The organism is Pseudomonas sp. GW822-FHT05A08 (genome assembly GCF_058800485.1).
Window position 1 is genome coordinate 1,492,869 of sequence record NZ_CM179511.1, and the last position, 23,747, is coordinate 1,516,615.

Annotated in this window: 21 protein-coding genes; 10 read left to right on the plus strand and 11 right to left on the minus strand. The window is 64.9% G+C overall.

Annotated features, from left to right (window positions below; genetic code table 11):
- The first annotated feature begins 220 nt into the window (after nucleotides 1-220).
- On the plus strand, nucleotides 221-1,327 hold the full coding sequence (locus AC3RCP_RS06690; RefSeq protein WP_009042333.1) for an NADH:flavin oxidoreductase/NADH oxidase: 1,107 nt from the start codon (nucleotides 221-223) through the stop codon (nucleotides 1,325-1,327).
- A gap of 192 nt (nucleotides 1,328-1,519) precedes the next feature.
- On the opposite strand, the gene AC3RCP_RS06695 is transcribed toward AC3RCP_RS06690, so the two are convergent.
- Nucleotides 1,520-3,139: a glucan biosynthesis protein D gene (locus tag AC3RCP_RS06695; protein ID WP_492569360.1), complete on the minus strand. Its 1,620-nt coding sequence runs from the start codon at nucleotides 3,137-3,139 to the stop codon at nucleotides 1,520-1,522.
- A gap of 191 nt (nucleotides 3,140-3,330) precedes the next feature.
- Between AC3RCP_RS06695 and AC3RCP_RS06700 the strand changes: the two genes are divergently transcribed.
- The gene (locus AC3RCP_RS06700; protein WP_492569362.1) at nucleotides 3,331-3,864 is read left to right on the plus strand and encodes a GNAT family N-acetyltransferase; all 534 of its coding nucleotides are present in this window, start codon (nucleotides 3,331-3,333) and stop codon (nucleotides 3,862-3,864) included.
- Between the two features lie 3 nt (nucleotides 3,865-3,867).
- Here the strand turns inward: AC3RCP_RS06700 and AC3RCP_RS06705 are convergent, their stop codons facing one another.
- From AC3RCP_RS06705 to AC3RCP_RS06715, 3 genes are all read right to left on the minus strand, one after another.
- A complete protein-coding gene (locus AC3RCP_RS06705) occupies nucleotides 3,868-5,073 on the minus strand; it encodes a DUF418 domain-containing protein (RefSeq protein WP_492569364.1) in 1,206 nt (401 codons plus the stop codon).
- A gap of 5 nt (nucleotides 5,074-5,078) precedes the next feature.
- A complete protein-coding gene (locus AC3RCP_RS06710; protein WP_492569365.1) occupies nucleotides 5,079-5,675 on the minus strand; it encodes a TetR/AcrR family transcriptional regulator in 597 nt (198 codons plus the stop codon).
- Nucleotides 5,676-5,842: 167 nt separating this feature from the next.
- Nucleotides 5,843-6,148 (minus strand): hypothetical protein, encoded by a 306-nt coding sequence (locus AC3RCP_RS06715; protein WP_101336931.1) that lies wholly within the window; start codon nucleotides 6,146-6,148, stop codon nucleotides 5,843-5,845.
- Nucleotides 6,149-6,314: 166 nt separating this feature from the next.
- Here AC3RCP_RS06715 and AC3RCP_RS06720 point away from each other — a divergent pair, with 166 nt between their 5' ends.
- Nucleotides 6,315-6,743, plus strand: a complete 429-nt coding sequence (locus tag AC3RCP_RS06720) for a hypothetical protein (RefSeq protein WP_007928004.1) — start codon at nucleotides 6,315-6,317, stop codon at nucleotides 6,741-6,743.
- A gap of 116 nt (nucleotides 6,744-6,859) precedes the next feature.
- On the opposite strand, the gene AC3RCP_RS06725 is transcribed toward AC3RCP_RS06720, so the two are convergent.
- The 7 genes from AC3RCP_RS06725 to AC3RCP_RS06755 form a co-directional block, all read right to left on the minus strand.
- Nucleotides 6,860-8,284: a gamma-aminobutyraldehyde dehydrogenase gene (locus AC3RCP_RS06725; protein ID WP_007928002.1), complete on the minus strand. Its 1,425-nt coding sequence runs from the start codon at nucleotides 8,282-8,284 to the stop codon at nucleotides 6,860-6,862.
- A gap of 142 nt (nucleotides 8,285-8,426) precedes the next feature.
- Nucleotides 8,427-9,254 carry an ABC transporter permease gene (locus AC3RCP_RS06730; protein ID WP_492569367.1) on the minus strand — a complete coding sequence of 276 codons (828 nt, stop codon included), beginning with the start codon at nucleotides 9,252-9,254 and terminating at the stop codon, nucleotides 8,427-8,429.
- A complete protein-coding gene (locus tag AC3RCP_RS06735; protein WP_007927996.1) occupies nucleotides 9,244-10,191 on the minus strand; it encodes an ABC transporter permease in 948 nt (315 codons plus the stop codon). Before AC3RCP_RS06735 ends, AC3RCP_RS06730 begins: the two co-directional genes overlap by 11 nt.
- A gap of 1 nt (nucleotide 10,192) precedes the next feature.
- Nucleotides 10,193-11,230, minus strand: coding sequence for an ABC transporter ATP-binding protein (locus AC3RCP_RS06740; protein ID WP_492569369.1), 1,038 nt, complete (start codon nucleotides 11,228-11,230; stop codon nucleotides 10,193-10,195).
- A 161-nt stretch (nucleotides 11,231-11,391) separates the two neighbouring features.
- On the minus strand, nucleotides 11,392-12,543 hold the full coding sequence (ydcS, locus tag AC3RCP_RS06745) for a putative ABC transporter substrate-binding protein YdcS (protein ID WP_101336935.1): 1,152 nt from the start codon (nucleotides 12,541-12,543) through the stop codon (nucleotides 11,392-11,394).
- 87 nt (nucleotides 12,544-12,630) lie between these two features.
- Nucleotides 12,631-14,121, minus strand: coding sequence for a gamma-aminobutyraldehyde dehydrogenase (locus AC3RCP_RS06750; protein WP_081002215.1), 1,491 nt, complete (start codon nucleotides 14,119-14,121; stop codon nucleotides 12,631-12,633).
- A gap of 104 nt (nucleotides 14,122-14,225) precedes the next feature.
- Nucleotides 14,226-15,140 carry a LysR family transcriptional regulator gene (locus AC3RCP_RS06755; RefSeq protein ID WP_037035125.1) on the minus strand — a complete coding sequence of 305 codons (915 nt, stop codon included), beginning with the start codon at nucleotides 15,138-15,140 and terminating at the stop codon, nucleotides 14,226-14,228.
- Between the two features lie 175 nt (nucleotides 15,141-15,315).
- Between AC3RCP_RS06755 and AC3RCP_RS06760 the strand changes: the two genes are divergently transcribed.
- The 7 genes from AC3RCP_RS06760 (at nucleotide 15,316) to AC3RCP_RS06790 (ending at nucleotide 23,723) form a co-directional block, all read left to right on the plus strand.
- Entirely contained in the window at nucleotides 15,316-16,041 is a 726-nt protein-coding gene (locus tag AC3RCP_RS06760) for a tellurite resistance TerB family protein (RefSeq protein ID WP_492569371.1), read from the plus strand.
- 232 nt (nucleotides 16,042-16,273) lie between these two features.
- Nucleotides 16,274-17,896, plus strand: a complete 1,623-nt coding sequence (locus AC3RCP_RS06765; protein WP_101336937.1) for a methyl-accepting chemotaxis protein — start codon at nucleotides 16,274-16,276, stop codon at nucleotides 17,894-17,896.
- Nucleotides 17,896-18,432, plus strand: coding sequence for a chemotaxis protein CheW (locus tag AC3RCP_RS06770; RefSeq protein WP_492569372.1), 537 nt, complete (start codon nucleotides 17,896-17,898; stop codon nucleotides 18,430-18,432). Before AC3RCP_RS06765 ends, AC3RCP_RS06770 begins: the two co-directional genes overlap by 1 nt.
- A complete protein-coding gene (locus tag AC3RCP_RS06775) occupies nucleotides 18,429-19,703 on the plus strand; it encodes a CheR family methyltransferase (protein ID WP_492569374.1) in 1,275 nt (424 codons plus the stop codon). Before AC3RCP_RS06770 ends, AC3RCP_RS06775 begins: the two co-directional genes overlap by 4 nt.
- Complete coding sequence (locus tag AC3RCP_RS06780; protein ID WP_101336940.1) at nucleotides 19,700-20,380, plus strand: chemotaxis protein CheW; 681 nt, start codon at nucleotides 19,700-19,702, stop codon at nucleotides 20,378-20,380. Before AC3RCP_RS06775 ends, AC3RCP_RS06780 begins: the two co-directional genes overlap by 4 nt.
- On the plus strand, nucleotides 20,377-22,713 hold the full coding sequence (locus AC3RCP_RS06785) for a hybrid sensor histidine kinase/response regulator (RefSeq protein ID WP_492569376.1): 2,337 nt from the start codon (nucleotides 20,377-20,379) through the stop codon (nucleotides 22,711-22,713). The genes AC3RCP_RS06780 and AC3RCP_RS06785 overlap by 4 nt, the downstream gene beginning before the upstream one ends.
- Nucleotides 22,710-23,723: a chemotaxis response regulator protein-glutamate methylesterase gene (locus AC3RCP_RS06790; RefSeq protein WP_007927978.1), complete on the plus strand. Its 1,014-nt coding sequence runs from the start codon at nucleotides 22,710-22,712 to the stop codon at nucleotides 23,721-23,723. The genes AC3RCP_RS06785 and AC3RCP_RS06790 overlap by 4 nt, the downstream gene beginning before the upstream one ends.
- Nucleotides 23,724-23,747 lie beyond the last annotated feature (24 nt).

A 23,747-nucleotide genomic window follows, 5' to 3' on the forward strand; every position in this document is an offset into this window, starting at 1 on the left:
CCGGCGAAGAGGACGCTGCGGTGTACCAGGCCGGGCACTGACAAAGTGCATCGGAACCCTGCTGGTCGCGCCGTTGTCGACTAGGCTCTAAACACTGCTTGATTGGCCTTGTGACGTTTTGTCCTTTTTCTCCCGCGGGGGCGGGCGCTGTTCCTTTCCAGTCACTCGTCGACTTTTCAAACAGAACCCTGGAGCCTGACCACTGATCGAGAGGTGCCCCATGAGTCTGCTGCTTGAGCCCTATACCCTTCGTCAATTGACCTTACTCAACCGCATCGCGGTATCGCCCATGTGCCAGTACTCCAGCGTAGATGGACTGGCCAATGACTGGCACCTGGTGCACCTCGGCAGTCGTGCCGTGGGCGGCGCCGGACTGATTTTCACCGAGGCCACGGCGGTCACCGCCGACGGGCGCATCACCGCCCAGGACCTCGGCCTGTGGAACGACGAACAGATTGCACCCTTGCAACGCATCACCCGGTTCATCACCGCCCAGGGCGCGGTTGCCGGCATCCAGCTGGCCCACGCCGGACGCAAGGCCAGCACCCATCGGCCCTGGCTGGGCAAGCACGGCAGCGTCAAGCCCGAGGAGGGCGGCTGGGTCCCGGTTGGCCCTTCGCCGATTGCCTTCGACCCGCAACACACGCCGCCGACCCAGCTCGACGAAGGGCAGATCGCCGCGATCGTCCAGGCCTTCGTCGATTCGGCCAAACGCGCCCTGGTCGCCGGTTTCAAGGTGGTCGAAGTGCATGCCGCCCATGGCTACCTGCTGCATCAATTCCTCTCGCCCCTGAGCAATCAGCGTCGCGACCAGTACGGTGGCTCCTTCGATAACCGCATTCGCCTGGTCCTGCAGGTGTGTGAGGCGGTGCGGGCGGTCTGGCCGGAAGAGTTGCCGCTGTTCGTCCGGGTGTCGGCCACCGACTGGGTTGAGGACGGCTGGAATCCGGACGAAACCGTCGAGCTGGCATGCCGCCTGAAAGCATTGGGTGTGGACCTGATCGATGTCTCGTCGGGCGGCACCGCGGTCAATGCCGAAATCCCCACCGGCCCGGGCTACCAGACCCGCTTCGCCGAACGGGTGCGCAAGGAGTCGGGGATCGCCACCGGCACCGTGGGCATGATCACCGAGCCGGCCCAGGCCGAGCATATTCTGCGCACCTGCCAGGCCGACATCATCTTCCTCGCCCGGGAGCTGCTGCGCGACCCGTACTGGCCGCTGCACGCCGACGACGACCTGAGCGGGCACAAGGCGATCTGGCCGGCGCAGTACCAGCGCGCGACCCATCGCGACCAGCCGATTCACGAGTCGGATCTGCGCGAGTGAGCTGCGCGGAGGCATAAAAAAACCGGCCTGTGAGGGCCGGTTTTTTGTGCTGGCGGGCAACCTGTAGCCGCTGCCGCAGGCTGCGATCGACCGGGAACCGGTCGCAAATCGGGCGACGTGGATCGACTGAAGAGCCTGGGTCCGCTGCGCGGCCCATCGCAGCCTGCGGCAGCGGCTACAGATAGTGCTGCATCAGCTGTACTTGCGCTTGTCCGGTGCCGGCGGGAAGTACTGGTACAGCCAGGTTTCGCTCAGGGTGCGATCGTTGCTGCGGATGAACAGCCGCAGCTCCACCGGATCGACGCTGTCGTTGGTCGGGTACCAGTCGAAGAGCACGCGATAACCCTGGATCTCGTCCAGCTTCAGCACGTGGAAATCCTTGACCTGACCGTTCGACGCAGTGACCACGGGCTCGATGCCGGTGCCCTCCGGCAGCCGCTCCAGCCCGCCGCCGTTGAAGTCCACGGCGAAGCGCCGGGCCCAGACCGGCGGATAATGCTCGCCCGGCGCCCAGCCCTCGACGAAGCCGCCCATGCCCGAACGGGTGGCGTTGACCCGCGCCAGCGGCGTGCCCACCGGTGGCAGGGCGCTCCAGTACAGCTTGTAGCCGTAGTTCAGCGAATCCCCGGCGGCCAGCGGTGTTTTCGGGGTCCAGAAGGCCACGATATTGTCCAGGGTCTCGCCGGTGGTGGGGATCTCCAGCAGGTCGACCGAGCCTTCGCCCCAGGCGGTGGTCGGCTCGACCCACAGGCTCGGGCGCCGGCTGTACCAGTCCACGGTGTCCTGGTAGTTGGCGAACTCATGGTCAGTCTGCACCAGGCCGAAACCCTTCGGGTCCTTGTCGGCGAAGGCGTTGAACTGCAGGGTCGCCGGGTTGTTCAGCGGACGGCAGATCCACTCGCCGTTGCCGCGCCACATGGCCAGGCGGTCCGAGTCGTGGATCTGCGGATGGATGGTGTCGCACATGCGCCGCTCATGGGTGCCGCAGCTGAACATGCTGGTCATCGGCGCGATGCCCAGTTGTTCGATGGCGGTGCGGGCGTTGACGTGCGCATCGACGTCCATCACCACGCGCTCGGCCTGGCAGTCGATGTCGAAGCGGTAGGCGCCGGTGGCGCTGGGCGAATCGAGCAGGGCATAGACCACGAAACGGGTGCTGTCCTTGTCCGGGGTCTCGAACCAGAACTGGGTGAAGTCGGGGAATTCTTCGCGCTTCTTGGCGTAGGTGTCGATCGCCAGGCCGCGGGCCGAGAGGCCGTACTGGCCGGTCTTGTCCACCGCGCGGAAATAACTGGCGCCGAGGAAGGACACCACATCGTGCCTGTCCAGCTCCGGGGCCTTGAACAGCTTGAAGCCGGCAAAACCCAGGTCGCCCTTGAGCTGCGGGGTGTCGACGCTGGTGTTCTGGTAGTTGAACAGCGACGGGCGGAAATGCACTTCCCGCGCCTGCCGGGTCTTGGCGTCGACGCTGTGCATGCGCACCGGCTGCTTGAAGCCCATGCCGACGTGGAAGAACTGCACGTCCAGCTGGCCGTTCAGCTCCTTCCACAGCGAGTGGTTGCCGTCGTACCGGATCGCGTTGAAGTTCTGCGGGGTCATGGTCGCCAGGGTCGGTGGCAGCACCTGCTTGGTGTCCACGTAGGGCTTGCCGGCCAACTGCTTGGCCCGGGCCTTGAGAATCTCGAAATCGAAGGCTTGCGCTTCGCCGTCGGCGGCGCCCGCCCAGGCCCGGGTGGCCAGCAGACCCGTGGCCGACAGGCCGGTGTAGGCGGCCAGCGCCATGGATGCTTTCAGAAGATGCCTGCGATGCATAAGTGAACCTTGTCAGGAGATCCCGAGCCCTTCCTGGCTGCGCTGGATCGGAAATGGAGGTTCGGTCATGCCTTCGGCCAAACACAACGGACTTTTAACCGCGGGCGGATAGAATAATCGGTTCGCCCGAGGCAAAAAATGCCCCGCGTGTATCGATACGTAAAACCACGGATGGCTTCAGGAAAACCCACATGCTCAATGAACGCCTTTTGACCTCGCAAGACATCCCGCTGTTCAAACTGATTGACCGTGCAGAGCTGATCGAGGCGTTCTACCGCCAGCAGGACGGGCAACTGCTGGGTTATCCCCAGCGCGAGGTGGTGACCGGCTGGCCGCCCGGCGAAGCCGAGCATGACGCGCAGGTCTTGCAGGCGTGTGAACAGCGCGGCGGCTGGCTGTACGGGGTGTTCGACGAGCACCGGCTGGTGGCCGCCGCGGTGGTCGATTGCCTGGTGATCCACAACGCCGGCCTGCAGCTGCGGCAGTTGAAGTTCCTGCATGTCAGCCAGGCGTATCGCGGGCGCGGCCTGGGCCAGCGCTTGTTCGGCCTGGCCGCCGAGCAGGCACGGCGCATGGGCGGCGAGGGGCTGTATGTCTCGGCCACGCCGTCGCGCAATACCGTGGATTTCTATCGCCGCCTGGGCTGCAAGCTGTTGGCGGCCCCCGATCCAGAGCTGTATCGCCTGGAACCCGAGGACATCCATCTGTACCTCAGGCTGGCCTGATCTTCAGCGGGCTTTGCGCCAGGCCGGCCAGGCGAGGAGGGTTACGGCCCGCAGCAGCCATTCGCAAGGGCCATATTGATGGCCGCGCATCCACAGGGTGCTGAGCCACAGTTGCAGCGCGTAGAGAGCGATCACGATCAGTAGGATCCAGGCCGAGCCCAGCTGGTTGATCAGGCCCAGGCCGTAGCCGGTGAATATCAGGCTCAGGAGCAAGGATTGCAGTAGGTAGTTGCTCAGCGACATGCGTCCCATGGGGGCCAGCAACCTGCACACTCGTTCGCCCAGGGGCGAGTTGAACGCGCCAAGGAACAGCAGCACGTAGCTGGCGGTGAGCAGGGGCGCGGTCAACTGGCCTATGCCGTATCCCAGGGCTTCCAGGCCAGCGCCGGGGGCATAGGCGGCGGTATAGCCATAGATGAGCGCGCCGCCGAGGCCGATGGGCAGCATCAGGCTCAATAACCTGTCCTTCCAGGCGTCGAAGACGTAGGGCGCCACCAGCCAGCCGCGGCGTCCGGCTACATAGCCGAACAGGAACATTGCCAAGGTACTGGGGCCCTGCAACAGCCATAACGCGAGGATGGTCTCTGGCAGGTGACTGAGGTTGAAGCTCAAGGTGCCCAAGGCGCTCGAGCCGAGCAGGAAGGCCTTGTCCACGGGTTCCCATTCCATGCTGCCGACGTAATTGCTTTCGGCTAGTTGCAGCAGGCCCAGCGCCATGAAAATCAGCGCCGAGCACACCAGCAGTCCCACCGCCAGCTTGAGCGCGCGTCGCGGGCAAAGGTTGCGCAGCCCCAGCAATACCAGGCCGAGCACTGCGTAGAGAGACAGAATCTCACCGTAGAACAGCACGGAGCCGTGGATCAGTCCGATCGCCAGCAGCGCCAGTTGCCTGCGTACCATGCGCGGTACGAACGCGCTCTGCGAGCGCTGCGCCGAAGCCAGTTGCAGGGTGAAGCTGTAGCCGAAGAGAAAGGAGAACAGCAGGTAGAACTTGGTTTCGAACAAGGTCGAGATCAGGAAGCGGATGGCGTGATCGATGGCGGCGGGGTAGGCCGGATTGCTCACTGAGGCGCCGTAGTAAGGGTCGGTGAACACCCAGATGTTCACCGCCAGGATGCCTAGCAAGGCGAACCCGCGCAGGGCATCGATGTGCAGCAGGCGAGTGGCGGACGTGATTTTCTCGAGGCCGGGGCGAGCGGGGCTGTTCATCTGGGTCAGCGTCCTTGCAGCAGGTGGGCCACCAGTTGTTGCAGCACCTGGGATTGGTCTTGCGGGTTGAACAGCGGGTCGGCGGCGACCCGGGCGAACAGGCCGTCGACCAGCGCGGCCAGCCAGGTGGCGGCCTGTTCGGGGCTCAGTTTGGTGTGCAATTGCCCGGCTCGGCCTGCGGCGTCCACCAGAGCGACGAGCCCTTCGCGCAACACCAGATCGTTGGCCTTGACCAGGTGTGCCACGGCTTCGTCGCGGTGGCCGAGGGCGGAAATCTCCAGGGCCAGGCCGGCGTAATGGCGGTCGCTGGCCAGTTGGCAGACGTGCTCGAGGAAGCCTGACAGGGCCGCCATCGGGTCTTCAGCCGCGACCAGTGCAGCCATCGCGGCGGCGGTCTCTTCACCTTCCCGGGCGATCAGCGCCAACAGCAGTTCGTGCTTGCTGCTGAAGTAATGGAACAGATTGCCGGAGCTCATGCCCGCGGTGCTGCAAATGTCAGCGGTGCGGGTGGCGACAAAACCGGCTTCGGCAAAACACTGGGCAGCGGCATCCAGCAGGGCGGTTCGCTTGGCTTCGCGTTGCAGGGGATTGGCGGGGCGCATGTGGGCTCATTAGTTAATTGACTGATCACTCAATTAAAGGATGAACCTGAATGCTTGGCAAGCCTTGTCTGCAAAAAATCAGTCGACGGGATGACTTCCGCCACGCGCTCCCCGGTCTATCGCTGGCCGAGCAGGAGGATCGACGGGGCACCCGTGAGTCCAGGGATTCATATGCCGCTCCCCGCCAACGGCATGAACCGCGGCACGGCACACAGCACCAGCACGCAGCCCAGCCACAGGCCCAGCCAGCGATAGTGGGCCGGCATGCGGCAGGCGTGCCAGCCTTTGGCGGCGGCATACACCAGGCTGATCTGGATCAGCACCAGGGACAGGACCCCGGTGGGGATCGCCAGGGCCGAAATAAAAGGCGCGGCGACGGCGCCGGTCAGTACCAGGCCGAGTTGCAGGGCGGCGAACGGTAGCACCAGCCAGACGGCCACTTGCAGCATCAGGCTGACGATTCGCGAGGGCATGGGCGCATCCTGGCTGCCGGAGAGGTTTCAGCGCCGCGGGCTGCGGAGCCTGGCGCTGTGTGGCGGCGGATGGTGCCGCAACTTGATCGGCTTGGCCAGACCTCGTTCAATAGCCGCCTTTCAAGGAGATCGGGCAAATGAATTGCAGTTTTTTGGCGGGCGCGCGATGAAGTACAGGAAGACGCTGACGGTGCTGGTTTTACTGCTGTTCGCCTGCGCGCTGGTGTTCGTCTGCGCCTTGAACACCGTGCTCGAGCGCAAGCCCTATTCGAGCACCAGCCCCTCCGGCCGTTACCTGCTGCAGCATGCCTCGGCCGGTGGCCTGCTGGTGCCTTTCGGCGGCCTGGGCTACTTGCAAATCATCGACCTCAAGGAGCCGCAACGGGTCTATCGCACGCCCTTGATCGAAGACTGGTCGCTGGACCTGCGGATGTACGAGGACGACAACAGCATCCGCATCTTTGGCCTGGAGTTCATCAAGGCCAGCAAGACCTACATCATTCAGTGGCCGGACTGGGAGCACCACTGGCTCGATGGGTTCATCAGCAACACGCCCTACGAGTTCTGTGCTGAAACCGACGGTAATTGCTATTAGCCGGGCCGCCGGGCCTGGCCACATCGTTCTTTCATGCGTGTCGTGACCATCGCGGGCAAGCCTCGCTCCTACGGGTTGTACAGGTTCGTAGGAGCGAGGCTTGCCCGCGATGCCGGTCAGTGCTTGAACATCACATGGCGCACGACGCTGTAGTCCTCCAGCCCGTACAGGGACATGTCCTTGCCGTAGCCGGAGAGCTTCTGCCCGCCGTGGGGCATTTCGCTGACCAGCATGAAGTGGGTATTGACCCAGGTGCAGCCGTATTGCAGGCGCGCCGAGAGGCGGTGGGCGCGGCCGACATCGGCGGTCCATACCGAGGACGCCAGGCCGTACTCCGAGTCGTTGGCCCAGCCCAGGACCTGGGCCTCGTCAGCGAAGCGGGTGACCGAGACCACCGGCCCGAACACTTCGCGGCGGACGATTTCGTCGTCTTGCCGGGCGTCGGCCAGCACCGTCGGTTCGAAGAAGAAGCCGTTGCCGTCCACCGCCTTGCCGCCGGTGACCAGGCGGATATGCGGCTGGGCGATGGCGCGCTCGACGAACCCGGCCACGCGGTCGCGGTGCTGGGCGCTGATCAGTGGGCCCAGTTCGGTATCCGGGTCGCCCTGCAGGCCGTATTTGATGCTGGCGACCGCCGCGCCGAGCTTCTCGACGAAGCGCTCATAGATACCCTCCTGGGCATAGATGCGGCAGGCAGCGGTGCAATCCTGGCCGGCGTTGTAGAAACCGAAGGTGCGGATGCCTTCCACGGCGGCGTCGATGTCGGCGTCGTCGAAGATGATCACCGGTGCCTTGCCGCCCAGTTCCATGTGCAGGCGTTTGACGCTGTCGGCGGTGCTGGAAATGATGTTCGAGCCGGTGGCGATGGAGCCGGTGAGCGACACCATGCGCACCTTCGGATGGGTCACCAGCGGTTGGCCCACGGTGGCGCCGCGGCCGAAGACCAGGTTGAGCACGCCAGCGGGAAAGATCGCCGCCGCCAGTTCGGCCAGGCGCAGGGCGGTCAGCGGGGTCTGCTCCGAGGGCTTGAGCACCACGGTGTTACCGGCGGCCAGGGCCGGGGCGATTTTCCAGGCGACCATCATCAGCGGGTAGTTCCACGGCGCGATGGAGGCGATCACTCCCACCGGGTCGCGACGGATCATCGAGGTGTGCCCCGGCAGGTATTCGCCGCCGGCCGAACCGCTGAGGCAACGGCTGGCGCCGGCGAAGAAACGGAACACGTCGGCAATCGCCGGGATCTCGTCGTTCAAGGCCGCGCTCAGCGGCTTGCCGCAGTTGTCCGACTCCAGCCGGGCCAGCTCCTCGCCATGGGCTTCGATGCTGTCGGCCAGCTTGAGCAACAGCAGCGAACGTTCTTTCGGCACGGTTTGCGACCAGCTCTGGAACGCCGCGTCGGCGGCGCGCACCGCGGCATCGACCTGGGCTTCGCTGGCCTCGTTGATTTCCACCAGCACCTTGCCCAGCGCGGGGTTGAATACCGCCTGGGCAGGGCCTTCGCCGCTGACCAGTTGGCCGTTGATCAAGAGTTTGGTTTGCATGGCTGTTCTCCTGAAATATCTGTTGGATGTTCTGCGATCTGTAGCCGCTGCCGCAGGCTGCGATAAGGCCGAAGGCCTTCAGCGAACCGGAGGGCGCCACGACCCTGCGGGTCGATCGCAGCCTGCGGCAGCGGCTACAGGGTTATTTCCCACCGCTGCCCGCCACGCTTTCGCCGCCGCGGGTCAGGTAATAGGCGCCGAGGATCGGCAGCATGGTCACCAGCATCACCAGCATGGCGACGACGTTGGTCACCGGTACGTCCCGCGGCCGGCTGAGCTGGTTGAGCAGCCACAGCGGCAGGGTGCGTTCATGGCCGGCGGTGAAGGTGGTGACGATGATTTCGTCGAACGACAGGGCGAACGCCAGCATGCCGCCGGCCAGCAACGCCGAGCCGAGGTTCGGCAAGATGATGTAGCGGAAGGTCTGCCAGCCGTCGGCGCCCAGATCCATCGAGGCTTCGATCAGGCTGTGGGAGGTACGGCGCAGGCGGGCGATCACGTTGTTGTAGACAATCACCACGCAGAAGGTCGCGTGGCCGACGATGATGGTGAACATCCCCGGCTCGATCCCCAATGTCTTGAAGGTCGCCAGCAGGGCGATGCCGGTGATGATCCCCGGCAGGGCGATGGGCAGGATCAGCATCAGCGAAATGCCCTGCTTGCCGAAGAACTCCCGCCGGTACAGCGCCGCCGAGGCGAGGGTGCCGAGGACCATGGCGATCAGGGTGGCGATGGCGGCGATCTGCAACGACAGCTTGATGGCCTCGAGTACGTCGGGGCGGGCGAAGGCCACGCCGAACCATTTCAGGGTGAAGCCCTGGGGCGGAAAGCTGAAGGCCGCGTCTTCGGTATTGAAGGCGTAGAGGAAGATGATCAGGATCGGGAAATGCAGGAACAGCAGCCCGCCCCACGCGGCAAGGCGCAGGCCCAACGAGGCTGGTTCTCCGTGCTTGGCTGAGTCAGAGCGCATCGAAGGCCCCCAGGCGTTTGACGATGGACAGGTAAATGGCGATCAGCACGATCGGCACCAGGGTGAAGGCGGCGGCCATCGGCATGTTGCCGATCGCCCCTTGCTGGGCGTAGACCATGCTGCCGACGAAGTAGCCGGGCGGGCCCACCAGTTGCGGCACGATGAAGTCGCCCAGGGTCAGGGAGAAGGTGAAGATCGAGCCGGCGGCGATGCCCGGCACCGACAGCGGCAGGATCACCTGCATGAAGGTCTGGCGCGGCTTGGCGCCGAGGTCGGCGGAGGCTTGCAGCAAGGACGGCGGCAGGCGTTCCAGGGAGGCCTGGATCGGCAGGATCATGAACGGCAGCCAGATGTAGACGAACACCATGAAGCGCCCCAGGTGCGAGGTCGACAGGGTGCTGCCGCCGACCCCGGGAATCCCCAGGATGAACTGCAACAGCGGCTCCAGCCCAAGGTGCTGGACGAACCACTGGGCCACGCCGCCCTTGGCCAGCAGCAGGGTCCAGGCGTAGGCCTTGACGATGTAGCTGGCCCACATCGGCAGCATCACCGCGATGTAGAAGAACGCCTTGGTCTTGCCGCTGGTGTAGCGCGCCATGTAGTAGGCGATGGGGAAGGCGACCACGGCGCTGGCGAGCGATACGGCGATGGCCATGCTCAGGGTGCGCAGGATGATGTCGAAGTTCGACGGCTGGAACAGCGCGGCGAAGTTGGCCAGGGTCAGGTCCGGGGTGACCGCCATGGTGAAGTCATCGAAGGTGTAGAAGCCCTGCCAGAGCAGGATCAGCAAGGAGCCCAGGTAAATCGCGCCGAACCAGAGCAGCGGCGGCACCAGCAGCAGCGCCAGGTACAGGTTCGGCCGTCGGTACAGCAGGTTGGAAAAGCGCCGCAGCGGCGAGCCGCCGGGGCTTTGGGAAGTGATCGCCAGGGTGTTCATGTCACACCCCGCTCGCCAGGGTATCGGCCAGCGGGATCATCGCCTCGCGAGCCCAGCGCGCGCTGAGGCGTTGCCCGGTCTGGTGCTGGGCGCCGCTGTCCAGCCATTGGTCGTTGGCCCGGCTGATGCTGAGGGTCTGGCCGTTGTCCAGTTGCAGCTCGTAGCGGGTGGCGCTGCCCTGGTACTGGATATCGTGCAGCAGGCCGCTGACTTCGATCTCGTGGCTGGGCAGCGGGCCTTCGGCGAAACGCACATGTTCCGGGCGGATCGAGAAGGGCCGCTGGCTGCCGCTCAGGCGTTCGGCCAGCTCGCCGCGAATCACGTTGGAGGTGCCGACGAACTCGGCGACGAAGGTGGTGGCCGGTTTCATGTACAGGTTGCGCGGGCTGTCGACCTGCTCGATGCGGCCCTTGTTGAACACCGCCACGCGGTCGGACATCGACAGGGCTTCGGTCTGGTCGTGGGTGACGAAGATGAAGGTGATGCCGAGCTGGCGCTGCAGCTTCTTCAGTTCGCCCTGCATCTGTTCGCGCAGCTTCAGGTCCAGCGCCCCCAGGGGTTCGTCCAGCAGCAGGACCCGCGGCCGATTGACCAGCGCCCGGGCCAGGGCCACGCGCTGGCGCTGGCCGCCGGACAGCTGCACCGGCTTGCGCTCGCCGTAGCCTTCCAGGGCGACCATGGCCAGGGCTTCTTCGGCGCGCTTGAGGCGTTCGGCCTTGGCGACGCCTTTGACTTTCAGGCCGTAGGCCACGTTGTCACGCACGTTCATATGGGGAAACAGCGCGTAATCCTGGAACACGGTGTTGACATCGCGCTGATAGGGCGGCAACCCGGTGGCTTCGGCCCCGTGGATGTGGATCGAGCCGGCGCTCGGCTGTTCGAAACCGGCGATCAGGCGCAGGCAGGTGGTCTTGCCCGAGCCGGAAGGGCCGAGCATGGAAAAGAACTCGCCGTCCTGGATATCGATGGACACCCGGTCAACGGCCTTCACCTCGCCGAACTGCCGGGAAACGTTGGTGAACTGGACTGCAAGCGTCATGGTGCGGTGCTCCGGGAAAGCGCGGAATCAGGTTTGGCGAAGAGCGCAGGAACCTGTAGCCGCTGCCGAAGGCTGCGATCGACCCCGAAGGGGGCGCAGGATCTTGAGATCGCTGAAGGCCTTCGGCCTTATCGCAGCCTGCGGCAGCGGCTACAGGGAACTCACCTGCCGCCCATGATTGCGATGTAATCCTGGGTCCAGCGGCTGTACGGCACGAACTTGCCGCCCTCGGCCTGCGGGGTTTTCCAGAAGGCGATCTTGTCGAACTGGTCGAAGCCGTTGGTCTTGCAGCCCTCGGCGCCCAGCAGTTGGCTTTCCTGGCAGGCCGCCGGCACGGCTGGCAGCGAGCCGAACCAGGCAGCGACATCGCCCTGGACCTTCGGCGTGAGCGACCAGTCCATCCACTTGTAGGCACAGTTGGGATGCTTGGCCTCGCTGTGCAGCATGGTGGTGTCGGCCCAGCCGGTGGCCCCTTCCTTGGGAATGGTCGAGGCGATCGGCTGTTTCTCGTTGACCAGGCCGTTGACCTGATACGGCCAGGAGCTGGCGGCGACCACGCCTTCGTTCTTGAAGTCGCTCATCTGCACCGTGGTGTCGTGCCAGTAGCGGTGGATCAGCGGTTGCTGGGCGCGCAGCAGGTCGAGCACCGCCTTGTACTGGGCCTCGGTCAGTTCGTAGGGATTCTGGATCCCCAGTTCCGGTTTCGTGCTCTTGAGGTACAACGCGGCATCGGCGATGTAGATCGGCCCGTCATAGGCCTGCACGCGGCCCTTGTTGGGCTTGCCGTCCGGCAGGTTCTGCGCGTCGAACAGCACGCTCCAGCTGGTCGGTGCCTGCTTGAAGACGGTGGTGTTGTACATCAGCACGTTCGGGCCCCACTGGTAGGGTGTGCCGTAGGTCTGCTTGTCGACCACGTACCAGGGCGCGTCCTTGAGGCGCGGGTCGAGGTTTTTCCAGTTGGGAATCAGCGCGGTGTTGATCGGCTGCACGCGCTTGCCGACGATCAGCCGCAGGGAGGCGTCGCCGGACGCGGTGACCAGGTCGTAGCCGCCCTTGGCCATCAGGCTGACCATCTCGTCGGAGGTGCCCGCGGTCTTGACGTTGACCTTGCAACCGGTCTCCTTCTCGAAGCCGGTGACCCAGTCGTAGTTCTTGTCGCTCTCGCCACGTTCGATGTAGCCGGGCCAGGCCACGATATCCAGCTGGCCTTCGCCGGCACCGACGGCCTTGAGCGGTTCGGCGGCCTGGAGGCTGGCGCTGGCCAGCAGGGCGGTGGTGATTGCACTGAGCAGTGCGGTCTTGTGCACGAACATGGGGAAACCCTCTTCTTCAAATTATGGTCGGGGCAGTTGTGAACGTGGTGGAGCGCGCCCTAAGGGCTTGTTATCAGCTTAGTGCCGTTATTCCAGGTCATTGCCGTGGCGGGCCATGATGTGGCGCACCACGCTGTAGTCCTGCAGCGAATCGCTGGACAGGTCCTTGCCGTAGCCGGAGCGTTTCAAGCCGCCGTGGGGCATTTCGCTGGCCAGCATGAAATGGCTGTTGATCCAGGTGCAGCCATATTGCAGGCGGGCCGCCACCTGCATGGCCTTGTCCAGGTTCTGGGTCCAGACCGACGAGGCCAGGCCGTATTCCGAGTCGTTGGCCCAGTCCACTGCCTGCGCCAGCTCGTCGAAACGGGTGACGGTGACCACCGGGCCGAACACTTCGCGCTGGACGATTTCATCCTGCTGCCGACAGCCGGCCAGCAGGGTCGGCTGGTAATAGAAGCCGGCGCCCGAATGCACCGCCGCGCCGGTCACCCGTTCGATATGCGGTTGGCCCAGGGCGCGTTCGACGAAGCTGGCCACTCGGTCGCGCTGGCGAGTGCTGATCAGCGGGCCGATCTCGTTGTCGGCATCGCGCTTGCCGGCGAACCGCAGGCTGCTCACGGCGGCGCCCAGTTCGGCCACCAGACGGTCATGGATTCCGCCCTGGGCATAGATCCGGCAGGCCGCGGTGCAGTCCTGCCCGGCGTTGTAATAGCCGTAGTTGCGCACACCCTCGACCACGGCCTGCAGGTCGGCGTCGTTGCAGACGATCACCGGGGCCTTGCCGCCCAGTTCCAGGTGCGTGCGTTTCAGGGTTTTCGAGGCGGCCTGGAGGATCTTCTGCCCGGTGACGATATCGCCGGTCAGCGACACCATGCGTACCTTGGGGTGGCTGACCAGGTGGCTGCCCACGCCTTCGCCACCGCCGCAGACAATGTTCAGCACGCCGCGCGGCAGCAGTTCGGCCAGGGTCGGCGCCAGGGCCAGGATCGACAGCGGGGTATGCTCCGACGGCTTGAACACCAGGGTATTGCCGGCGGCCAGGGCCGGAGCGATCTTCCAGGCGGCCATCATGATCGGGTAGTTCCACGGCGCGATCGACGCCACCACGCCGATAGGGTCGCGCCGCACCATGCTGGTGTAGCCCGGCAGGTACTCGCCGGCGAGCTGGCCGGTCTGGCAGCGCACGGCGCCGGCAAAAAAACGGAACACGTCGACGGTGGCGCCCAGATCGTCCTGGCGCGCCAGGTGCAGCGGCTTGCCGCAGTTCAGCGATTCCAGGCGGGCCAGGTGGTCGGCCTGCTTTTCCACGGCATCGGCAATCGCCAGGAGGATGTTCGAGCGTTGCTGGGGCGTGGTGCGCGACCAGTCGGTAAAGGCGCGGTGGGCGGCGAGGATCGCGCCTTCCACCTGTTCGCTGCTGGCCTCGGCGATCCGGGTCAGCACTTCGCCGGTGGCCGGGTTGAGGATAGGTTCGACAAGCCCCTGGCCGGCGACCAATTCGCCATCGATCAACAAAGCGGTGGACAGCGGAGTCTGCGCGCCAGCCATTTTCCGGGTTCTCTTTTCTTGTATGGCCATGGTGCTCTCCAGTGACGGAGGCCCGGCCCTCTCTGGACGGATGATCAGAGACTAGTGGCGGGGCCGGTGCTCGACAAATACCAAATACTGAATGCAGCATTCGATTAAATAGATGGCTTGCGCCCGCCGTGGGGCTGTTCACGAGCCACGGTCAGGAACGGGTCGACCAGCGCCGGGCGCGCCGTGCCCCGGCGCCAGGCCAGGCCGACATCGAGGGTCTGGCTGAGGTCGGCGATGGGCCGGGCCTCGATGATGTCGCCCTCCAGCGACCAGGGGCGATAGGTCATGTCCGGCTGGATCGACACCCCAAGCCCGGCCGCCACCAGGCTGCGCACCGCTTCGGTGGAGGCGGTGCGCAGGGTGATGCGCGGTTGCAGGCCGGCGCCGGACCACAGGCGCTGGGCATTGCGGTCCATTTCATCGACGTTGAGCTGGATCAGCGGCTCGCGAGCGACATCCGCCAGGCTGATGCTGTCGTGTTCCAGCAGCGGGTGCTGGGCGGGCAGCCACAGGCGGTGGGGGGAGTGGGTCAGCACTTCGGTCTGCAGGGCGTGGCGGTCCTCGAGATTGGAGAGGATCAATACCCCGACGTCGATTTCGCCGCTGACCAACAAGTGCTCGATGTAGGGGCGCTCATCCTCCATCACGCGGATTTCCACATTGGGGTAGGCGCGCTGGAAACGTGTGAGCAAGTCCGCCAGGTAGTAACCGGCGACCAGGCTGGTCACGCCGACGATCAACTGGCCGGCCACCTGGTCGGTGCTCTGTTGCAGGCTGCGCTTGGCATTGTCGACCGTGGCCAGGATCAGGTGCGCCTGGCGCAGGAACTGGTGGCCCTGGTGAGTCAGGGTCATGCCCTTGGCGTGGCGGTTGAACAGGTTGACGCCGATTTCCTGTTCGAGCTGCTGGATCGCCAGGGTCAGGGTCGACTGGGAAATGAACACCGCCTGGGCGGCAGACGAGATCGAGCCGGTCTCGGCCACGGCGATGAAGTGACGGATCTGGCGCAAAGTCATCATGGGCAATCACCGGTCAGGCGGTTTTATCGATTTTTTCGAGTGTATATCTTTTTAATCGAAGGGCTGCCCAGGCATACGACCGGGCCTGGTGAAGCAACATCTGGAAGCACACTCGAGCCCAGGATCGGGGCACTTCGATCTAGGCTGGTGGCCTTATTAGTTGCTGGAGGTTTGGATGAACACCCGTGGATTGCTCGATCAATTGCTCAAGTCTGGCCAGGACCTGTTGCAGAACAAGGCAGGGGCGCAGCAGAACAAGGCATCCGCTGCCGACAAGGGCGCGCTGGGCGGGTTGCTCGGTGGCGGTTCCGGCGGGCTCGGCAGCCTGTTGTCCGGTGCTGGCGGCGGGGCGTTGGCGGCCGGCGCCATGGGCCTGCTGCTGGGCAATAAAAAAGCCCGCAAATTCGGCGGCAAGGCGCTGACCTATGGCGGCCTGGCGGCGTTGGGCGTGATCGCCTACAAGGCCTACGGAAACTGGCAGGCGCAGCAGGCCGGTGCACCGAAAAGCGAGCCGCAGACTCTCGATCGCCTGCCCGTGCAGCAGGTCGAACAACACAGCCAGGCGATCCTCAAGGCGCTGGTGGCAGCAGCCAAGGCCGATGGCCATATCGACGAGCGCGAGCGCGCCCTGATCGAAGGTGAGTTCATCCGGCTGGACAACGATCAGGAACTGCAGCACTGGCTGCACGCCGAACTCAACAAACCCTTGGACCCGGCGGATGTGGCGCGGGCCGCCGGCACCCCGGAAATGGCCGCGGAAATGTACGTCGCCAGCGTGATGCTGGTGGACGAGGAAAACTTCATGGAAAAGGCCTATCTGGATGAGTTGGCGCGTCAACTCAAGCTGGAGCCGGGGTTGAAACTCGAACTGGAAAAACAGGTGCGCCAGGCCAATCTTTGACGCCAGTCGGGCGTGCGCTGGAGAAAGCTTCGCACGCCCTCTTTGATGGCAGAAATGCCCTCTGCTTGTGCCGGATCATCACTGGCGGCGCTCGAGTCATCTGGCGGAAAGTAGCTCTCCAGAGCGGACCCTGCCTTTCGCTCTGAGTGAGACGTGGTGCGCAATACGCTGATAAATGATGGCACGCCCTCGGCTATACTCCCCACCATTTGAATGGCCCCGAGGACTGACTGTGAAGAACTGGACGTTGCGCCAACGCATTTTGGCGAGCTTTGCGGTGATTATCACCATCATGCTGCTGATGGTCATAGCCTCGTACTCCCGTTTGTTGAAGATCGAGGCCGGCGAAGACCGCATGCGCTCCGATGCCATTCCCGGGGTCTATTTCAGTTCGATGATTCGCGGTTCGTGGGTCGACAGTTTCCTGCATACCCAGGAAATCATCGGCCTGAACGAAGGCAAGGGCGTCAGTGCCAAGGACGAGGCCGATTTCAAAAGCTTCGAGCAACGCCTGCAGAAATACATGGCCAGCTACAAGGAAACGCTTCGCGGTGAGACCGACCAGCTGGAGTTCGACGAGTTTGAAAAACGCCATCAGGAATTTCTCAAGATCCAGGCCATGGTCCTGGATCTGCATCGGCGTAATCAGGAAGCCGAGGCTGTCCGCGTGTTCCATGACCAGTTGACGCCCACCTGGATCGCCGGTCGGATGAAACTCAACGACATTATCGACGAGAACAAGGGGGTCGCCGATTCGGCCGCCTTGCAGATCGACGATGCGGTGGCCGCGGCCAAAGTCACCATGGGCGTTTCCCTGCTGGTGGCGGTGCTGGCGGCGGGCCTGTGTGGCCTGTTGCTGATGCGCGCGATCATGGCGCCGATGAACCGTATCGTGAAGATCCTCGACGTCATGCGCACGGGCGATCTGACCAGCCGCCTGAACCTGGATCGCAAGGACGAATTCGGTGCCGTGGAAACCGGCTTCAACGACATGATGACCGAGCTCAACTCCCTGGTGTCCCAGGCGCAGCGCTCCTCGGTCCAGGTCACCACCTCGGTCACCGAGATCGCCGCCACCTCCAAGCAGCAACAGGCGACCGCTACCGAGACCGCGGCGACCACCACCGAAATCGGTGCGACCTCCCGGGAAATCGCGGCCACCTCTCGCGATCTGGTGCGCACCATGACCGAAGTCTCCACCGCCGCCGACCAGGCTTCGGTGCTGGCTGGCTCCGGCCAGCAGGGCCTGGCGCGGATGGAAGAAACCATGCATTCGGTGATGGGCGCGGCCGACCTGGTCAACGCCAAGCTGGCGATCCTCAATGAGAAGGCCGGCAACATCAATCAGGTGGTGGTGACCATCGTCAAGGTCGCCGACCAGACCAACCTGCTGTCGCTCAACGCCGCGATCGAAGCCGAGAAAGCCGGCGAGTACGGGCGCGGCTTTTCCGTGGTGGCCACTGAAGTGCGGCGCCTGGCGGACCAGACCGCGGTCGCCACCTACGATATCGAGCAAATGGTCCGGGAGATCCAGTCGGCGGTCTCGGCCGGGGTCATGGGCATGGACAAGTTCTCCGAAGAAGTGCGCCGCGGCATGGCCGAGGTGCAGCAGGTCGGCGAGCAGCTGTCGCAGATCATCCATCAGGTCCAGGCCCTGGCGCCGCGGGTGTTGATGGTCAACGAGGGCATGCAGGCCCAGGCCACCGGTGCCGAGCAGATCAACCACGCCCTGGTGCAACTGGGCGATGCCAGCAGCCAGACCGTCGAGTCGCTGCGCCAGGCCAGTTTCGCCATCGATGAACTGAGCCAGGTGGCGGTGGGGCTGCGCAGCGGCGTCTCGCGTTTCAAAGTCTGATGAACGAGCTCGCAGCGAAAGGCGGCGCAGGGACGGCGACGAAAGACGCACTGTTCCTGGTGTTCCGCATCGGCACCGAACGTTACGCCTTGCAGGCCATCGAGGTGGTCGAGGTATTGCCGCGCCTGCAACTCAAGCCGATTCCCCGGGCGCCGTCCTGGGTGGCCGGGGTCTTCGCCCATCGCGGCGCGGTGGTGCCGGTGCTCGACCTGAGTGCCCTGACCTTTGGCGAGCCGGCGCAGGAGCGCACCAGCACCCGCCTGGTGCTGGTGCATTACCGCCCGCAGGCGGCACAGCCCGCTCAGTTGCTGGGGCTGATCCTCGAGCAGGCCACTGACACCCTGCGTTGCAATCCGCAGGACTTCAAGGCCTACGGCCTGGATAACCGCAATGCGCCGTACCTGGGCCCGGTCTACGAAGACGCCCAGGGCCTGCTGCAATGGGTGCGTGTCGACGATCTGCTGGATTCCGAGGTGCGTGCGCTGCTGTTTCCCTCGCTGCCGCTGGATCCGGCGTTGCTCGGGGAGTCGTCATGAGCAGCGACCAGCGATTTTTCGATTTTCTCAAGGAGCGCATCGGCCTCGATGTGGCCTCGGTGGGCCCGGCGATCATCGAGCGCGCGGTACGCCAGCGCAGCATCGCCCAGCAGGCGCCCAGCGCCGACCATTACTGGCAGACCCTGCAAGGCTCGCGGGATGAACAGCAGGCCCTGATCGAAGCGGTGATCGTTCCGGAAACCTGGTTTTTCCGTTACCCGGAATCCTTTGCGACCCTGGCCAAACTCGCGCGCTCGCGGCTTGCCGAACTCAAGGGCATGCGGGCCTTGCGCATCCTCAGCCTGCCGTGTTCCACCGGCGAGGAGCCGTACTCGATTGCCATGGCCCTGTTCGATGCCGGGCTGGCCCCTCATCAGTTCAAGGTCGAAGGGTTCGATGTCAGCCCGCTGTCGGTCGAGCGGGCCAGGCAGGCGGTGTATGGCAAGAACTCCTTTCGCGGCCAGCACAGCGATTTTCGCGAACGGCATTTCATCGCCGAAGATGAGCGCTACAGCCTTAGCGAGCGGGTGCGCGAGCAGGTGCGCCTGCAGGTCGGCAACCTGCTGGACCCGACCTTGCTGGCCAATGAGCCGCCCTACGATTTTGTCTTCTGTCGCAACCTGCTGATCTATTTCGATCAGCCGACCCAGCGCCAGGTGTTCGAAGTGCTCAAGCGCCTGACGCATGTCGACGGCGTGCTGTTCATCGGCCCGGCCGAAGGCAGCCTGCTGGGCCGCCTGGGCATGCGCTCGATCGGCATTGCCCAGTCCTTTGCCTTCAGCCGGCATAACGAACCCGAGCCCGAACCCGCGCCGGCCTTTGTCCCAAGCGCATTGCCGGCGCGCCAGCCGGTGCGCAGCATCGCGCCTCCCGTGCGCAGCCGACCGTTCTCCAGTGCCGCCGTGGCGAGCCAACGCCCCGCGCCGACCAGGCCGACCAGCGATGCCACGACGTTGCTGGCGAGCATCGCGGCCCTGGCCAACGAAGGCAAAAGCGCAGAGGCCCGGGTGGCTTGCGAGCATTACCTGGACACCCACGAGCCGGTGGCGCAGGTGTTCTATTGGCTGGGGCTGCTCAGCGACGTGGCGGGCAGCGCCCTGGAAGCCCAGGGTTTCTATCGCAAGGCCCTGTACCTGGATCCGCAGCACGCCGAAGCGCTGGCGCACCTGGCCGCCTTGCTGGCTTCCCAGGGCGACGTCGCCGGTGCCCGTCGATTGCAGGAGCGCGCGGCCCGCAGCGGCCGTGCAGCAGACAGTGAGCGTAAATCATGAGCGGCTCTGTTTCGTTGAACGTGACCCACGAAGATGCACAGGCCATCGACGATTGCTGGAACCGTATCGGTATCCACGGCGACAAGAGTTGCCCGTTGCTGGCCGGGCATGTGCATTGCCGCAATTGCTCGGTGTATTCCGCCGCGGCCACCCGCCTGCTCGACCGCTATGCATTGCAGCAGGAGCGCCATGAGCAAGCGGTCGAGGCCGATACGGATGTCGTCACCCGTTCGTTATTGATGTTCCGCCTGGGCGAGGAATGGCTGGGCATTGCCACCCGTTGCCTGGTGGAAGTGGCGCCGCTGCAGCCGATCCATTCCTTGCCGCACCAGCGCTCGCGAGCCTTGCTGGGCGTGGCGAATGTGCGTGGTGCGCTGGTGGCGTGCCTGTCGTTGGTGGAGCTGCTGGGGCTGGACTCCACCAGCACGGTCGTGTCGGGAGCGCGGGTGATTCCGCGGATGCTGATCATCGCCGCCCAGGGCGGCCCGGTGGTGGTGCCGGTGGACGAGGTGGAGGGCATCCATGCCATCGACGAGCGTACCCTGGACGCCGCCGCGGTTTCCGGCCAGCAGGCCAGTGCCAAGTACACCCGTGGCGTCCTGCAATGGAAGGGCCGCAGCCTGCGTTGGCTGGATGAAGAGCAGTTGCTGTCCGCCGTGACCCGGAGCCTGACATGACCCCCGATCAAATGCGCGACGCCTCGCTGCTCGAACTCTTCAGCCTGGAAGCCGAAGCCCAGACCCAGGTGCTCAGTGCCGGCCTGCTGGCGCTGGAGCGCAATCCGACCCAGGCCGACCAGCTGGAAGCCTGCATGCGCGCCGCCCACTCGCTCAAGGGCGCGGCGCGGATCGTCGGGGTCGACGCCGGGGTCAGCGTGGCCCATGTGATGGAAGATTGCCTGGTCAGCGCCCAGGAAGGGCGGCTGTACCTGCGTCCCGAACATATCGATGCGCTGCTGCAGGGCACCGATTTCCTGATGCGCATCGCCACGCCGGGCAGCGAGGTCAGTGAGCAGGACATTGCCGCCTACGTGGCGCTTATGGAGCAGTTGGTCGGCTCGCCGGGCGCGGCGCCTGCGGGCGTTGTCCTGCCCCGGATCGAGCCGCACCTGCCGCCCATGGCCGAGCTGCAACTGCAAGCCCCGCGGGTCGAACCCGAACCACAGGTCCCGCCGTTCGAGATGCCGCAGGAGGTATTGCAGGAAACGCTGCAAGAGACAGCCGCGGCGATTACGCACAAGGGCAAGAAGCTCGCCGAGGGGGGCGAACGGGTGTTGCGGGTCACGGCCGAACGCCTGAACAGCCTGCTCGACCTGTCGAGCAAGTCGCTGGTGGAAACCCAGCGCCTGAAGCCCTACCTGGCGGCTCTGCAGCGCCTCAAGCGCCTGCAGAGCAACGGCCTGCGCGCTTTGGAAAACCTCAATGGGCATCTCAAGGAGCAGGTGCTGGGCCTGGAGGCCCTCGAAGCCCTGGAAGATGCGCGACGCCTGCTGGCGGAATCCCAGCAGGTGCTGACGGAGAAAACCGCCGAGCTGGATGAATTCGGCTGGCAGGCCAGCCAGCGTGCCCAGGTGCTCTACGACACCGCGCTGGCCTGTCGCATGCGGCCGTTCGCCGATGTGCTGGTGGGCCAGGTGCGGATGGTTCGCGACCTCGGGCGCAGCCTGGGCAAACAGGTTCGCCTGGAGGTCGAGGGCGAGAAGACCCAGGTCGATCGCGACGTGCTGGAAAAACTCGAGGCGCCGCTGACCCACCTGCTGCGCAACGCGGTCGATCACGGCATCGAAACGCCCGAACAGCGGCTGCTGGCGGGCAAGCCGGCCGAGGGCCTGATTCGCCTGCGCGCTTCCCACCAGGCCGGGCTGCTGGTGCTGGAGCTGAGCGATGACGGTAATGGCGTCGACCTGGAACGGGTGCGCCAGAGCATCGTCGAGCGCCAGTTGTCCCCCGCCGAGACCGCTGACCAGCTGAGCGAAGAAGAGCTGCTGACCTTCCTGTTCCTGCCGGGCTTCAGCCTGCGGGACAAGGTCACCGAGGTCTCCGGGCGCGGTGTCGGCCTGGACGCGGTGCAGCACATGGTGCGTCAGTTGCGTGGCGCGGTGCAGCTGGAGCAGGTGGCGGGGCAGGGCAGTCGTTTCCACCTCGAAGTGCCGCTGACCCTGTCGGTGGTGCGCAGCCTGGTGGTGGAGGTCGGCGAAGAGGCCTATGCCTTCCCGCTGGCGCATATCGAACGCATGTGCGATCTGGAGCCCGACGACATTGTCCAGCTGGAAGGACGCCAGCATTTCTGGCACGAAGGCCGCCACGTCGGCCTGGTCGCGGCCAGCCAGTTGCTGCAACGCCCGGCGGGGCAGAACAATGAATCCACGCTCAAGGTCGTGGTGATTCGCGAGCGCGACGCGGTCTACGGCGTGGCGGTCGAGCGTTTCATCGGCGAGCGGACCCTGGTGGTGCTGCCGCTGGACGACCGCCTGGGCAAGGTCCAGGACATTTCCGCCGGAGCCTTGCTCGATGACGGCTCGGTGGTGCTGATCGTCGACGTCGAGGACATGCTGCGTTCGGTGGACAAGCTGCTCAATACTGGCCGCCTGGAACGCATCGCCCGGCACAACCGCCATCAGGCCGAGACGGCGCGCAAGCGCATCCTGGTGGTCGACGACTCGCTCACCGTGCGTGAGCTGCAACGCAAGCTTTTGCTCAACCGTGGTTATGACGTAGCGGTCGCCGTCGACGGCATGGATGGCTGGAACGCCTTGCGTTCGGAAGACTTCGACCTGCTGATCACCGACATCGATATGCCCCGAATGGATGGGATTGAATTGGTCACACTCCTGCGCCGTGACAATCGCCTGCAGTCGTTGCCGGTGATGGTGGTTTCCTACAAGGATCGCGAAGAGGACCGGCGCCGTGGACTGGATGCCGGGGCCGACTATTATCTAGCCAAAGCCAGTTTCCATGATGACGCCCTGCTGGATGCGGTGGTGGAGCTGATTGGAGGAGCGCGGGCATGAAAATCGCGATCGTCAATGACATGCCCATGGCCGTGGAGGCCCTGCGCCGGGCCCTGGCCTTCGAACCCGCGCATGAAGTGGTGTGGGTCGCGACCAATGGCGCCGAGGCGGTCGAGTACTGCGCGCAGCTGACGCCCGACCTGATCCTGATGGACCTGATCATGCCGGTGATGGACGGCGTGGAGGCGACCCGCCGGATCATGGCCGAAACCCCTTGCGCTATCGTGATCGTCACGGTGGATCGCCAGCAGAACGTGCATCGGGTGTTCGAGGCCATGGGACATGGCGCGCTGGACGTGGTCGATACACCGGCCCTGGGGGCCGGCAATGCGCAGGAAGCGGCGGCGCCTTTACTGCGCAAGATCCTCAATATCGGCTGGCTGATCGGCCAGCAGCGCGGCAACCACGTGCGTTCGGCGCCGGTGCCGATGCGCACCATGGCGCAACGCCAGGGCCTGGTGGCGATCGGCTCGTCCGCCGGTGGCCCGGCGGCGCTGGAAGTGTTGCTCAAGGGGCTGCCCGCCCATTTTCCGGCCGCCATCGTGCTGGTGCAGCACGTCGACCAGGTGTTTGCCGCAGGCATGGCCGAATGGCTGAGCAGCGCCTCCAGGCTCAAGGTGCGCCTGGCCCGCGAAGGCGAGCCACCGCAGAGCGGTACGGTACTGCTGGCCGGGACCAATCACCATATCCGGCTGTTGAAGAACGGCACCCTGGCCTACACCGCCGAGCCGGTAAACGAGATCTATCGGCCATCGATCGATGTGTTTTTTGAAAGTGTCGCCAGTTACTGGAATGGCGATGCGGTCGGCGTACTGCTGACCGGCATGGGCCGCGATGGCGCTCAGGGCCTGAAACTGATGCGCGACCAGGGTTATCTGACCATCGCCCAGGACCAGGAGAGTAGTGCGGTGTATGGCATGCCCAAGGCGGCCGCTGCCATCGACGCTGCCGTAGAGATTCGCCCACTGGACAAGATCGCTCCACGATTGCTGGAGATATTTGCCAAATGACCGACAAACGCAGCTGTCCTGGCC